Annotated in this window: 18 protein-coding genes and 1 other RNA gene; 11 read left to right on the forward strand and 8 right to left on the reverse strand. The window is 35.0% G+C overall.

The annotated features are described in order from the left end of the window. Nucleotides 1–57: 57 nt before the first annotated feature. The 3 genes from QW060_RS07910 to rsmD all read left to right on the forward strand — a co-directional run bounded on the left by QW060_RS07910 (nucleotide 58) and on the right by rsmD (nucleotide 3498). Entirely contained in the window at nucleotides 58–2025 is a 1968-nt protein-coding gene (locus tag QW060_RS07910) for a M4 family metallopeptidase (protein ID WP_290363101.1), read from the forward strand. 118 nt (nucleotides 2026–2143) lie between these two features. Then, nucleotides 2144–2935 carry a DUF3822 family protein gene (locus tag QW060_RS07915; RefSeq protein WP_290363102.1) on the forward strand — a complete coding sequence of 264 codons (792 nt, stop codon included), beginning with the start codon at nucleotides 2144–2146 and terminating at the stop codon, nucleotides 2933–2935. Further along, the gene (rsmD, locus tag QW060_RS07920) at nucleotides 2932–3498 is read left to right on the forward strand and encodes a 16S rRNA (guanine(966)-N(2))-methyltransferase RsmD (RefSeq protein ID WP_290363103.1); all 567 of its coding nucleotides are present in this window, start codon (nucleotides 2932–2934) and stop codon (nucleotides 3496–3498) included. Before QW060_RS07915 ends, rsmD begins: the two co-directional genes overlap by 4 nt. Here the strand turns inward: rsmD and rnpB are convergent. Beyond that, nucleotides 3497–3807: RNase P RNA component class A (rnpB, locus tag QW060_RS07925), an RNA gene on the reverse strand. The two genes, rsmD and rnpB, sit on opposite strands and share 2 nt — an antisense overlap. Before the next feature lie 97 nt (nucleotides 3808–3904). On the opposite strand from rnpB, the gene murQ reads away from it, so the two are divergent. The 7 genes from murQ to QW060_RS07960 all read left to right on the forward strand — a co-directional run bounded on the left by murQ (nucleotide 3905) and on the right by QW060_RS07960 (nucleotide 8660). Beyond that, complete coding sequence (gene murQ, locus QW060_RS07930; protein ID WP_290363104.1) at nucleotides 3905–4729, forward strand: N-acetylmuramic acid 6-phosphate etherase; 825 nt, start codon at nucleotides 3905–3907, stop codon at nucleotides 4727–4729. After that, nucleotides 4716–4961 carry a DUF6095 family protein gene (locus QW060_RS07935; RefSeq protein ID WP_290363105.1) on the forward strand — a complete coding sequence of 82 codons (246 nt, stop codon included), beginning with the start codon at nucleotides 4716–4718 and terminating at the stop codon, nucleotides 4959–4961. Before murQ ends, QW060_RS07935 begins: the two co-directional genes overlap by 14 nt. Further along, on the forward strand, nucleotides 4961–5332 hold the full coding sequence (locus tag QW060_RS07940) for a DNA topoisomerase IV (RefSeq protein WP_290363106.1): 372 nt from the start codon (nucleotides 4961–4963) through the stop codon (nucleotides 5330–5332). The genes QW060_RS07935 and QW060_RS07940 overlap by 1 nt, the downstream gene beginning before the upstream one ends. Before the next feature lie 10 nt (nucleotides 5333–5342). Beyond that, entirely contained in the window at nucleotides 5343–6122 is a 780-nt protein-coding gene (locus QW060_RS07945) for a TerC family protein (protein ID WP_290363107.1), read from the forward strand. A gap of 59 nt (nucleotides 6123–6181) precedes the next feature. Continuing rightward, a complete protein-coding gene (locus QW060_RS07950) occupies nucleotides 6182–6568 on the forward strand; it encodes a hypothetical protein (RefSeq protein WP_290363108.1) in 387 nt (128 codons plus the stop codon). Between the two features lie 77 nt (nucleotides 6569–6645). After that, complete coding sequence (locus tag QW060_RS07955; protein WP_397385969.1) at nucleotides 6646–7902, forward strand: putative DNA modification/repair radical SAM protein; 1257 nt, start codon at nucleotides 6646–6648, stop codon at nucleotides 7900–7902. Further along, entirely contained in the window at nucleotides 7902–8660 is a 759-nt protein-coding gene (locus tag QW060_RS07960; RefSeq protein ID WP_290363109.1) for a TIGR03915 family putative DNA repair protein, read from the forward strand. Before QW060_RS07955 ends, QW060_RS07960 begins: the two co-directional genes overlap by 1 nt. Before the next feature lies 1 nt (nucleotide 8661). Here the strand turns inward: QW060_RS07960 and QW060_RS07965 are convergent, their stop codons facing one another. Beyond that, a complete protein-coding gene (locus QW060_RS07965; protein ID WP_290363110.1) occupies nucleotides 8662–9342 on the reverse strand; it encodes a TrmH family RNA methyltransferase in 681 nt (226 codons plus the stop codon). A gap of 56 nt (nucleotides 9343–9398) precedes the next feature. Here QW060_RS07965 and QW060_RS07970 point away from each other — a divergent pair, with 56 nt between their 5' ends. Continuing rightward, complete coding sequence (locus QW060_RS07970; RefSeq protein ID WP_290363111.1) at nucleotides 9399–10100, forward strand: SIR2 family NAD-dependent protein deacylase; 702 nt, start codon at nucleotides 9399–9401, stop codon at nucleotides 10098–10100. 2 nt (nucleotides 10101–10102) lie between these two features. Here QW060_RS07970 and QW060_RS07975 read toward each other — a convergent pair whose 3' ends face one another. The 6 genes from QW060_RS07975 to QW060_RS08000 are packed head-to-tail and all read right to left on the reverse strand — an operon-like array spanning nucleotide 10103 to nucleotide 13866. After that, the gene (locus QW060_RS07975) at nucleotides 10103–10837 is read right to left on the reverse strand and encodes a glycerophosphodiester phosphodiesterase (protein WP_290363112.1); all 735 of its coding nucleotides are present in this window, start codon (nucleotides 10835–10837) and stop codon (nucleotides 10103–10105) included. A gap of 15 nt (nucleotides 10838–10852) precedes the next feature. Next, nucleotides 10853–11248 (reverse strand): monovalent cation/H(+) antiporter subunit G, encoded by a 396-nt coding sequence (mnhG, locus tag QW060_RS07980; RefSeq protein WP_317623183.1) that lies wholly within the window; start codon nucleotides 11246–11248, stop codon nucleotides 10853–10855. After that, the gene (locus tag QW060_RS07985) at nucleotides 11241–11516 is read right to left on the reverse strand and encodes a cation:proton antiporter (RefSeq protein ID WP_290363114.1); all 276 of its coding nucleotides are present in this window, start codon (nucleotides 11514–11516) and stop codon (nucleotides 11241–11243) included. Before QW060_RS07985 ends, mnhG begins: the two co-directional genes overlap by 8 nt. A gap of 1 nt (nucleotide 11517) precedes the next feature. Continuing rightward, on the reverse strand, nucleotides 11518–11997 hold the full coding sequence (locus tag QW060_RS07990; protein ID WP_290363115.1) for a Na+/H+ antiporter subunit E: 480 nt from the start codon (nucleotides 11995–11997) through the stop codon (nucleotides 11518–11520). 7 nt (nucleotides 11998–12004) lie between these two features. Continuing rightward, nucleotides 12005–13516 carry a proton-conducting transporter transmembrane domain-containing protein gene (locus QW060_RS07995; protein WP_290363116.1) on the reverse strand — a complete coding sequence of 504 codons (1512 nt, stop codon included), beginning with the start codon at nucleotides 13514–13516 and terminating at the stop codon, nucleotides 12005–12007. Continuing rightward, entirely contained in the window at nucleotides 13513–13866 is a 354-nt protein-coding gene (locus tag QW060_RS08000; RefSeq protein WP_290363117.1) for a Na+/H+ antiporter subunit C, read from the reverse strand. Before QW060_RS08000 ends, QW060_RS07995 begins: the two co-directional genes overlap by 4 nt.

Genomic DNA, 13866 nt, shown 5'->3' on the forward strand with positions numbered 1-13866 from the left:
AATTGAACTTTCTTTTTTCTAAATTTGGGAAATCATTTTCAATTAAAAGACGAAAAAATGGAGAGAAACAACATTTTATTTAACAGAGAAGTACTGTCATTTTTATTGGGTACTTCTTCGATTTTTACATTTTCCAACACCTTATATGCAAACAAATTACCCGGAAATTTCAACAGTACACATCAGATAATTTCAGACAACAAACTACCTAAAGTAGTAGTATTGAATACATACGGTTCTTTTGTCTCAGAGTTAGAAAACTATTCCATTCCTACCACCGAATTAACAGGAAGTTTCAACGAATGGTTTTCATTAGATGCTAAGCATACTTTTGAACTCGTTAAAGAGTATACAGATGCATTAGGTATTAATCATCAAAGCTATCAGCATCTTTTTGATGGTCATAAAATAGATGGAGAATTCATTCTGGTACATTCAAAAAATAATATCGTTCAGGTAGTAAACGGACAAATCAGTCAATTTAAAGAATTAAATACAACTGCCTCTGTTACTGATGAAGATGCCATTGCAGCTTCAGTAAGACATTTTGGTATTGAAAATGCTACCATCAATGCTGTAGAAAATGTCATTGCAAAAATACCTGTAGAAGGAAATGCGCAATTGGTTTTCATAAAAAAAATAACCCTTTCTTCTGCCTTTCCACTTAAAAGTATGGTATTATATATTGACGCGCAGTCTGGTGCTGTCATTAATGAATATAGTAAAATCAAACACGCAGATGTACAGGGAACAGGAACTACATATTACAGAAATACACAGCCGATTACAGTTGACAGTTACAACGGACAATACCGATTAAAGGATACCGGACGTAACATTCATACCTTAAACGGAACAAACATTAACGGAATAAACAATGGAGTCTTTACAGGAACTTCAGAATACACGAGTTCTTCAACTACTTTTAACTCAGTTTCCGCAAGACCGGCTGTAGAGGTTCATTGGGGAATGGGTAAAACGTATGATTATTATAAAAACATACACAACAGAAACAGTTTTGACGGTAATGGTGCTATCGTAAGAAATTACTATAATGCAGGAGCAATTATGGGTACAGATTCTAATGCAGGAGCAATCGATCAGCCGGACTTTATTGTAGGAATGGTTTATGGAAGCGGTGAAGCTGGTTTTATGACTCCGGTAGTAGGATTAGATGTTGCCGGACATGAATATTCTCACTTAGTAATTTCAAGAAGTGATAATGGAGATTTGACCTATCAGGGTGAATCAGGTGCATTAAATGAAAGTTTTGCTGATATATTTGGAACAGCTATTGAATTTTACACCAATTTATCGCCAAACTGGACTGTAGGTGAAGATGTGTTTACACCATCTCCAGGGTATATGAGAAGTATGTCTGCTCCAAAATCAGGAAGTGCAATGTATGGGCTGCAACAGCCAGACACCTATAAGGGAACATACTGGGCATCAACAACCTCACCGGTAGATGATGGTGGTGTGCATATCAATAGTGGTGTAGGAAATCACTGGTTCTATTTACTTAGCGTAGGTGGTTCAGGAACCAATGATATTAATAATCAATATAATGTAACTGGTATTAGCATACAAAAAGCAGAAAAAATTGCTTACAGAACCCTTAATATGCTGACTCCAAACGCACAATATATCGATGCTTATAATGCATCAAGAATTGCTGCTGCTGATTTATACGGCGCTAATTCAAATGAATTAAAACAAGTAGGCGAAGCATGGTGGGCAGTGGGTATTGGTGACAGAAGTGCAGCTGTAAGTGAAAATGAATTCAACAATAACATTTCTGTATATCCAAATCCAACAATTGATAAAATCTTTACTATAAATGTCGGTTTATCTGAAGCTACTACTTTTGAAATTTATAATATCTTAGGTAAAAAAATAAGAAATTCAGTTAGTCTGGAAGAAGGACAAAATACCATCAATGTATCAGAGGTACAGGCAGGTATCTACCTTCTGAAATTCAATGTAAACGGAAAATCTTTTTCTAAAAAACTAATCATCAAATAATTATTCGATTGATTTACTTATCTGAAAGCCGGTTTAATGCCGGCTTTTATCATAAATAAGAAATGTGTCTTTTTAATGTTAATCAATAAAAGCGTACATTTGCTGAAATTGTTTAGGCATGAATACCCAGCTATATAATCGATTGATCATTAAAGTTTCTTTAAATGAATTTTCATTTGGAATCAAGAATAAATTAAACAATGAAATCTCTCATTTAAAAAGTATCAGTCTCAATCAACTGGCACCCCTGGAAAACCAGTTAGAAGTTATTTTCAGCAAAAATGAGCTCCTACAGGTTTCTTACGATGATATATTGGTTTTGCATGACAATTCCCTAAATACATTTGTCCCAAGTGCTTTATTTGACGCAGATAATCTGGGGAGTTATTTACAATATAACGTAAAGATATTTCCTACAGATTATTTTGATTATGATGAAATTTCTTCTCATCAATTACAGAATATTTACATTCCTTATGTACAATTCAATAATTTTTTTATTGACCAATTCGGAGGTTTTACTTTCAAAAATGTAAACACAGCCTTCCTAGAATATATTTTACAAACCGATTTCCCTTCAGGAGTTTCTTCTGTTTACAGTTGTATTTCAGAACATCATTTTGAAGTAATTGTGATGAAAGGAAACGAGTTTATCTTTTTTAATAGTTTTGAATACCAAACTGCACAGGATTTTATATACTATATTCTGTTTGTTTTTGAACAGCTTAAGCTCGACACTCATCAGCATACTTTACATCTTTTCGGACAAATTGATAGCGGATCAGAATTATTCACTTTGGCATATACCTATATAAAAAATATTGTTGTATACGATCATAAAACACAGGCGAGTGTCTTTAACATTACAGAAGATGAGCTCAAAAAACACTTTATTTTATTAAACTCATGAGAATAATTTCCGGAAAATATAAAGGCCGCAGAATTACTGCACCCAAAAAACTACCTGTACGTCCAACAACAGATTTGAGTAAAGAATCTTTATTCAATATATTAAACCACCATTTCAACTTTTCAGAATTGACTATTCTTGACCTATTTTCAGGAACTGGAAACATCAGTTATGAATTTGCTTCCAGAGGTTCAGAAGAAATTACATCGGTTGATACTGATTTTGGCTGTGTCAACTTTATCAAACAAACGGCTAAAGAATTTGATATGAACATCAACCCTGTTAAATCTGATGTTTATAAATTTCTTGAAAAAGCAAAAACTTCTTATGATGTTATTTTTGCCGATCCGCCGTATGATTTTTCTCAGGAGCAATTTGAAAAAATTGCAGAACTTGTTTTTCAAAATGACTTACTAAATGAGGAAGGAATGCTGATTATAGAACATTCACCACAGACAAAACTCGAACATCTGCCCTATTTTTCATCCAGTAGAAAATACGGTTCTTCTATTTTTTCATTTTTTGAATTTACTGAAGAAGAAGATACAAATGAAGAGGAATAAAAATAGTAGACCTGTAAGCCGGGTTCTGTAAAATAATTCATACGAAAAATTCCCCTTATCATTTATCTACACTCCCGATTACCCGGGAGTTCTATCTGCCTACCCTCTGACTTGAGCGAGCAGCTCTCAAACATCAGTTTACATGGCATTTCACCGTATAGAGTTTACCTGGTTTCACTACAGCCGAACTGTACATACTTTCTGTTGCACTTGTCCTCATCTTCCGACGGACGGGTGTTACCCGCTATACTGCTCTGTGGTGCCCGGACTTTCCTCTGATCTAAAACCAGCGATAAGGCGGTCTACTATGAGCGCAAAGTTAGGTAAATAAAAGTAATCAAGCCCCTAAAATTAATATAAAAAGACCTCAAAAATTCACTAAATTTGTTTACAAATTAATGTTTCTATGAGTTTTATAAAAACAACAGAATCCTCTTCTTATTATGACGGTTTGGAGAAAATGACAATAGGCGAATTATTGTCAAACATCAACCGGGAAGATCAGACCGTACCTTTGGCTGTAGAGAAAGTGATTCCACAAATCGAACGTCTTACTGAGCAGGTAATCAATCAGCTTCGTAGCGGAGGACGTCTTTTTTATATAGGAGCAGGAACTTCCGGTAGACTGGGGATTGTAGATGCCTCTGAATGCCCGCCTACTTTTGGAGTTCCTTTTGATTTAGTAAACGGACTTATAGCAGGTGGCGATCAGGCCATCCGAAAAGCAGTGGAAAATGCAGAGGATAATACCGCACAAGCACAGACAGATTTAGAAAACCATCATATCACTTCCAAAGATTTTGTAATCGGTATAGCAGCATCCGGAACTACACCTTACGTCTTGGGTGGACTTGAATTCTGTAAAAAGCAACAAATTCCTACCGGATGTATTGTATGTAATGCAGGGAGTCCGATTGCTATTACAGCTGATTTTCCGGTTGAAGTAATTGTAGGTCCCGAATTTGTAACCGGGAGCTCACGCATGAAAGCAGGGACAGCACAAAAACTAATCCTCAATATGATTTCTACCGCTACCATGATTCAGCTTGGTCATGTAAAAGGAAACAAAATGGTAGATATGAAACTATCTAATGACAAATTAGTAAACAGAGCCATCAAAATGGTACAACAAGAGCTAAAAGTTGATTTTACAACAGCAGAACAATTAATAACCTCATACGGAAATGTCCGTAATGCCATTGATAAATACAACAGTCATGACAACAAATAATACCAACAGATCAAAATTATTCAAAGGCCTGCAAAAAATAGGTTTTGCCATTCCGTTAATGTTTGTTGGCCCGGTAATCATCAATTCTTCTTTCAAGAATTCAGAACACCCACTTTACTACCCGGTATTAATTTTAGGAATTCTGATTTGTTTGTTTTCCATGTTCTTTTTCTTTAAAGGACTTACTACTATGGTAAGTGGATTTTTTAACGACCCTAATACGAATAAATAATGAAAAAGTTTTTACTATTACCTGTAGCTATAGTATTGGTTTCCTGTTACAATCAGGAAAAAAAATGTCAGGATTTCAGAACCGGTACTTTTGTTTTTGAACAGGAGATTGAAGGTGTAAAACATACTTCAACTTTTATCAGAAAAGAAAATATTGAGATAGAAACCTATAATGGAAAAACAGACACGGCTTCTATACGATGGGTAAATGATTGCGAATATGTATTACAAAAATTACATCCGAAAAACCGTGCAGAGCAAAAAGGAGTTTCTATGAGAATATTGACCACTAAAGACAATGAGTATACCTTTGAGTATGGCATTGTAGGCGATGTAAACAAACAAAAAGGCACTATCAAAAAAATTGACTAATATCTGACCTATGGAAGCTTTATTAACGGCTGATGCTCTGATTGCATTTTTGACTCTCACCTTTCTTGAAATTATTTTAGGAATAGACAATATCATTTTCATTTCTATTGTTACAGGAAAATTACCCGAAGAACAAAGAAAAAAAGCAACCAGAATAGGTTTATTCCTGGCCATGTTTATGAGAATTGCCATGTTATTCGGAATTTCATTCCTTATTGCTATGAAAGCGCCCTGGTTTAGTGTTGACTGGAGCTGGTTTAAAGCTGATTTCAATGGACAAGCAATAATATTACTTGCCGGAGGAATTTTTCTGATTTATAAATCCACCAAAGAAATTCATGAAAAAGTCAACCATATTGACCATGTTACAGAATCTACCAATGCTAAAAAGACAGCGGTAAAATCATTTAGCTCCATCATCATGCAAATCTTATTGATTGATTTGATTTTTTCTGTAGACAGTATTCTTACTGCCGTAGGTATGACCAATGGTATTGAAGGAGCTCTTTATATCATGATTGCTGCTGTAATCATATCGGTTGGAGTTATGATGCTATTTGCGGTTCCTGTAGGAAACTTTGTAAATAAAAATCCTTCCATACAAATTCTTGCACTTTCTTTTCTTATCCTGATCGGGTTTATGCTTACTACAGAAAGTATGCATCTCTCCGGGGCTGAATTAGCAGGACAGAAAGTAGGAGCTGTACCTAAAGGGTATCTCTATTTTGCCATTGCATTTTCATTGGCGGTAGAGTTTTTAAATATGAAAATGCGGAAAAAAAGCAACTAAAACACATTCTTTTTTACAGAGAAATTCGTAACTTTAATAGAACATTAAAAAATTTAATTATGAAAAAATTTGTACTATGTTTTTTTGCAGTTCTTGGCTTTTCAAGCCTACAGGCGCAGGAAGTAAAATCTGAAATTGAAATTGTTGATACTGTGAGAACAGTGGTGATGACAATTAATGCGGATCGTTTTAACGATCTGAAAGATTTTGACTGGAGAGGTAATCTTACATCTGTATTTAAAGATGTACCGGATAATGCTGTTATTGGTATCAGAATTAATATTGGTGATAAGCAATTAACAGACGATTCTTCAACATTGGCCAATAAAATGTCATTGTACCAACAAGACTATGCAAAAAACAAAGAAACATTGTTGAGAAATGTGGTAAGAATGGTACAGTCTTTTGTAGATGATGACCAAAAAGGACACAACATGTCAAATTAATACCGAAAAATAAATATCTTTACAGAAAGTAGTCTTCTTTAAAGACTACTTTTTTTAGCTCTAATTGTCAAGGAATTATGTCAGAAAGAATAAGAGAGAAATTAAAAATACTTGCCGATGCGGCAAAATATGATGTTTCCTGCTCATCAAGCGGAAGCAACCGAAAAAATACTAAAGACGGTGTTGGAGATACCGGTGCAGGAATTTGTCATACCTATACTGAGGATGGCAGATGCGTTTCTCTGCTTAAAATACTTTTGACCAATGTATGCATTTTTGACTGTGCTTTTTGTGTTTCACGCAGAAGTAATGATGTACAAAGAGCAGCTTTTACAGTAGATGAAGTTGTAGAATTAACCATGAACTTTTATCGCAGAAATTATATAGAAGGTTTATTTTTAAGTTCCGGTATTTTTAAAAATGCAGATTATACTATGGAGCGTATGGTAAGGATTGCTAAAAAGCTTCGTCTTGAGCAGCGCTACAATGGGTATATCCATTTAAAAACAATTCCCGGAGCAAGTGAAGAACTGATAAAAGAAGCCGGTCTGTATGCTGACAGAATGAGCATTAATTTAGAAATGCCTACTGAAACAGGCCTGAAGCTGCTCGCACCGGAAAAATCACATGAAGAAGTAAAAAGAGATTTAGGTGTAGTCAGAGATAACCTTGTAAAATTTAATAACGAACGCAGTATCATAAAAAGCACACCCAAATTTGTTCCTGCAGGTCAGAGTACACAAATGGTAATCGGAGCTTCAGATGAATCCGATAAAGACATCATGTATACTGCCCGTAATTATTACAAAGAATTTCAACTCAAAAGGGTTTATTACTCCGGATACATCCCGATATCAGAAGATAGCCGTATGCCTGTTATCGGTACACAGCCACCATTATTACGTGAAAACAGGCTGTATCAGACAGATTGGCTCATGCGCTTTTACGGTTTTGAAGTTCAGGAAATCCTAAATGATGAAAATCCGAATCTCGACATACAGGTAGATCCCAAACTGAGCTGGGCATTACGAAATCCGCAGTATTTTCCTGTAGATATTAATACCGCTGATTATAAAATGATTTTAAGAATTCCAGGAATCGGCGTTAAATCAGCTAAGAAGATAGTTCAGGCACGCCAATTTGGAAGAATACATGAATATCAACTCAAAAATTTAGGAGTAGCCTTTAACCGGGCAAAATATTTTATGCGCTGTTCTGACAGCAGGTTTCAGCTAAACGATCCGGAGCCTATGTATATTAAAAAAAGGATTCTTGAAAAAAGCCAGTCCAAATACCTGAAAAATAATCCTGATCAGTTAAGCCTTTTATTTTAATGAAGATTTACGTTTTTGACGGAAGTTTTACAGGTCTTATGTGCTGTATTTTTGAACGGTTTGAAATGAAAGACTCACAAGTAGAAATTGTATCTTCAATCTATCATCAACCGTCTGCTTTTGATGAAAGCAGTACTATTTTTTCAGATGAAGAAAAAGCAAAGCGGGTTTTAAAAGGCTTAAACAAACAATTGAACAAAACATTCATAAATAGCTTATACAAAGCGTACTTATCTGAAAAACCTGTGGCTTTTCAACACATTTTCAATGCGGCTGTTTATGCTTTTACAGCCAAAACCGATATCTCTGGAGACTATGGAAATTTTGATGTTATGGGCGTTTCAAAAATTGCTAAAAATGTATCGCGTGAGAAACATCGGATGGAAGCTTTTATCCGTTTTAAAAAAGCCCAAAACGGACTATTTTATACTGTTATAAAACCTGATTTTAATGTACTCCCTCTAATTCAGCATCATTTTAAAAACCGTTATGCAGATCAGCAATGGCTTATATATGACGAACAAAGAAAATACGGAATCTTTTATGACGGTATTCAGGTACATGAAATTGAGCTTATGCCACAGGAGATCAACAGTCTTCTACCAGCATTGGAAGTAGCTGATGAAAAAGAATCCCTTTTTGATCAACTCTGGAAAGATTATTTTAAAAGTACCAATATTACAGAACGTAAAAACATGAAATTGCACATCCAACATGTACCAAAACGGTATTGGAAATATTTAAATGAAAAACAATAACTCAACGGTTTATATAGCGATCCGTAATAAAATCAATATCCTTTATAGATTTTCGTGCCCAGTCTATTCTTTTTTCAATTTTTTCCTCTTCTGATAATTGCCATGCAATATCTGAACGTCTCAAACGATTTGTAAGATCCTGAATGATGATAGCAGCTGACACTGATATATTAAGACTTTCCGTAAATCCTACCATCGGAATTTTTATAAAAGTATCTGCCTGCTTCATAATATCTTCTGATAACCCTAAGCGTTCCGTTCCAAAAAACAAAGCAGAAGGTTTGGTAATATCAAAATCTTCTAAAAAATGTGCATCGGTATGAGGAGTTGTAGCTACAATCTGATAGCCTTTTTTTCTTAGTTCATCTACACAGGACTGATTAGAATTATACCTGTGAATATCTACCCATTTCTCAGCTCCTAATGCAATCTCTTTATCAATTGTTTTTCCATATTTTTGTTCAATCACATGTAATTCCTGTATTCCGAAGACCTCACAACTGCGCATCACAGCGCTGGTATTGTGCAACTGAAAGATATCTTCTACTGCAATGGTAAAATGTTTGGTTCTGTTTTGCAAAACCTGTAAGAAATTATTTTTACGATTCTCGGTAAGAATATTTTCCAAATAATTCAAATAATTAATATCTTTAAAAAGATGGGAAGGTATATTAGGATTCATGTAAGGCGTAATTATTATTATGCAAAGATACTATTACTTACAAAAAAAGAAAAATAATGAAAAAATTGGTTGTGTTGTCCGGTGCCGGCATAAGTGCAGAAAGCGGTATTAAAACATTCAGAGATTCAGACGGATTATGGGAAGGACATGATATAACAGAAGTTGCCACTCCTGAGGGTTTTGCGAGAAACCCGAAGCTTGTATTAGATTTTTATAACTTACGGAGAAAACAGTTACAGGAAGTCCAACCTAATACTGCTCACCATATTTTAAAGAAGCTTGAAGAGAATTTTGATGTAGTAATCATTACGCAGAATGTAGATGATTTACATGAAAGAAGTGGCAGTTCAAAAGTTATTCATCTGCATGGAGAACTACTGAAAGCAAAAAGCAGTGGGAATGAATCGTATGAAGTGGAATGGTCTTCTGACATTACACTTCAGCATACCTGTCCTGATAATCACCAGATGCGTCCCGCAATTGTATGGTTTGGCGAAGCGGTTCCTAAGATAGAAAATGCCATTACAGAACTTAAAAATGCTGATTATGTATTGGTAATTGGCACTTCACTACAGGTGTATCCGGCTGCCGGACTTATTGACTATGCTCCGGATCATGCAACTAAATTTTATATTGATAAAAATCCTTCTAAAGAAGCAGTCCATTTCAAAAATCTTAGTGTTATTGCAAAAAGTGCTTCTGAAGGTCTGCGCATCTTATATCCCATATTGCTTTCTGAAAAAGATAATACAAAGTAAGTTTATAATTCTAAAAATAAAGCAGGATAATCAGTGGTAATATAGTCAATTGTCTGTTGCTGGAATGCTTGAAACACCAAAGGATCATTTAGTGTCCAGGTATTTGTAATCAGTTCCAATTGCCTACTCTTTTCAAGCCAGTCCGGGTGTTCCAAAAATCTTGTAAAATGGTAGTCAACACCGTCCAAGCCACTTGCTTTTATTTCTTCAGGAGTCTTATCTCCATTTAGGTATGATATTTTAAAGTGTGGCAATTCTTTTTTTAGTTGAATTGCTGTATACCAGTCAAATGTAATAAAAGAGAATAAAAATGGTTGTTGGTAATCTTTCATTAATGCTGAAAGTGCCATTACAAATCGTTTTTTATCAGCAGAAGTACAAATTTCAGGAATCTTAAGTTCTATAATGAGATGGGTTTGTAAATGGTGTTTTATGAGTTCTAAAAATTCTGATAATAACGGTAAAACGGAAAGACTTATTGAAGATTTCTGTTTCAGCTCACTGTAGGTAGCTGATATAATAGGCATATCAAAAAAATCATCATCATGATGTACCACGAGTATACTGTCTTTTGTGATATGTACATCACACTCTACTCCATAACAATGAAGTGCCATAGCTTTTTGCAAAGCTGCTATTGAGTTCTGCGGAAGGTTAAACTCTTTCCATGCTCCGCGGTGTGCAATAATATTGTTGGTACTATTTTCATCTAAACCGATTGATGTCACTACACACATATAGAAAAACACTTTTTATTCTTCCTTTTCAGGTAGTGGCTTTTTCACAGGTTCTTCTTTCTTTTTCTCATGAACAGCACAAGAACTTTCCGGATCATTTCGCATTTCATCTATAATACTGTGCTTCCACAATTTTGTTCCCGTAAAATAGGCCACACGTCCGATAAGAAAACCGGCTACAGGTGAAGTAAGAAACAAAAAGAAAACAATGGCAAGTGCTTTGGTGGTTACTGAAAATTCAGAAAAATGCAACGCAGCTGCAGCCAGTATACAACCTATACCCATAGTTGCTGCTTTTATCGTTACAGATAAACGGGCATAAAAATCAGGCATTCTGTAAATTCCATACGATGCAATTAATATAAAAAGAGCACCTATTGTACTCAGAGCCATTATAAAAATATCAGTCATCATTTTTTCTTCTGTATATATAATATGAGAAAGCTACGGTACTCAGAAAGGCAATAAGCGCAAGGATCATCGCCACATCTAAAAAGATAGCATTGCTGGTAATAATACTGAATAAACCAATAAATCCTACCCCTACCGTAATCAATAAATCAAGTGCCACTACACGGTCTACTACCTGAGGACCTTTGAGAAATCGTATAAATATAAAAGCCAGTGATAGACAGATAATAGGCATTACTACATAAATCAAATATTCTTCTACTGTCATCTTATCGCAATATTTCTAATAATTTAGTTTCTGTTCTTTCTTTAAGTCTTTTGATAAATTTTTCTTTGTCTCTCAGATACATTCCATGGATATAAATGCATTTTTTGTCTTTAGAAATATCAATGACCAAAGTTCCGGGCGTCAGAGCAATCATGTTCGCCAGCATGGTAATCTCAAAATCGGTTTGTGCATCCATTTCATATTTGATAATACCCGGTTTCATGTCAAATTTTGGTGTTAAAACATCCATAGCTACTTCAAAGTTAGCTTTGAGCATATCGTAAAAAAAATACAAAATAAAAGATATGATTTTCGGTACTCTGAAAAAATAATCTTTATCCTGTTTTGAAGTTCTCTTGAGCATCCATAAAATCAAGAATCCTAAGATGAACCCAAATATAAAATTGACATAATTAAGTTGCCCAGTAAGGGCTACCCATACAAATGTCAATAATAAATTTAGTAAAAAATACTGTATCATAAGTTTCTTATTTGTTGGTTCCTAAAACCGCATTAATATAAACAGTCGGATTCATCATTTCATGGGCAGCTCGGTTAGACACTTCCATTATAGCATTGGCATTTAATCCGATAAAAAGAGAAACACCGGCCAGTGCTACAATTGGCAGCACTAAAGCAATTTTTCCGCTCAGAGAAAAAGGTGCAAAATGATCGATCTCTTCTGTCAACGGTTTAGGAGAATCTTTCCAGAAAATTTCTGCCCACAATCTCGCAATCACATATAAAGTTACAAAACTTGCAAAGATAAGAGCGCCTAACATAATAAATTGTCCGTCTTTAAATGCTTCCTGAAAAAGAAGTATTTTAGGCCAGAATCCTGACAAAGGCGGTATACCCACCAGAGAAAACAACACAATGGCAATCACAAATGAGAGTTTGGGATAGTCTTTATACAATCCACCCAAACGCTGCATATCTACTGTTTCTCTTATTTTGAAAAGAACGCCTGTAATCATAAATACATTACTCTTTACAATTACATCATGAATGAGATAGAATACCACTCCTGCAAAAGCCAGCTCTGTATATAATCCTAATCCGGCAATAAGATAACCAATATGGCACACTATAAGATATGACAAAATACGTCTGATATTTCTTTTATTGATGGTTCCCAAAGCTCCAGTAAACATCGTAAGAATAGCAATTACAGAAAAAAGTACAAGAGTGAAATAATCGGGTTGAAAAATTACCGTAAATACTCTGAATAACGCATATACCCCCATTTTAGTCAACAATCCTCCAAAAATTGCCGCGATAGCAGACGGCGGTGTGTGATAAGAAGACGGCAGCCAGAAGTACAATGGAAACACAGATGACTTAATCCCGAATCCTACAAAAAAGAGTAATGAAGTTACTGTTACCAGTCCTCTGTTTTCTATAGCAGCAACTTTTCCGGCAAGATCTGCAATATTCAAACTTCCCGTAATACCATATAAAATTCCTATAGCAGTAAGAAAAATAACCGATGCCAACATATTCATTGTGACATATTTGATCGCTCCTTCCATTTGCATCTTCTTCCCTCCTACAGTTAGTAAAATAAAAGAAGAAATAATAACTACTTCAAACCATACATAAAGGTTAAAAATATCACCTGTGAGAAATGAACCCAACAATCCCATAATAAGGAAATGATAAATAAAGAAATAGCCAAATTTTATTCTGCTGACATTAATACCTGCCGTTGAATAAATACCTACTCCAAGAGAGACGATCGCTGTTAGAAGAACCATAACGGCACTAAGAGTATCGGAAACAAAAGTAATGCCGAATGGCGCCTGCCAGTTTCCTACCTGTAGAACCAAATGGCCATGCTCCATAGTGAGATTGAAAAGACGTATGCACATTAAAAAAGCTACACTGTTTCCAATTATACTTATGACTTTTTGCGCCTGTACCCGTTGCCAGAAAAACAGCAGCATAATTGCCGTAAGCATGTGCATCAAAATTGGAGCAAGTATAAAATTTGTTGTCATATATCTAAATCTTGGATGTTTAGCGAATCCAGATCATCAGACCCGGTAGTACTGTAAACTTTATTTAATAAAACAATCGCAAAGGCTGTCAATGCAAAACTGATGACAATAGCCGTTAATATTAAAGCCTGAGGTACAGGATCTGCATACACATCCAAAAACTCAGTCTGATTGGCGTCAATAATCGGCGCTTTTCCTTTGGTGAGTCCTCCCATCAGAAAAATGAGTATGTTGGCTCCGTTTCCTAACAGTAATAATCCCAAAAGCAATTTTACCATACTTCTTCTAAACATCATGTATATTCCTGATGAATAGAGTACTCCTACTAATATTACTAATAATAATTCCAT

This window comes from Paenimyroides ceti (assembly GCF_030409925.1).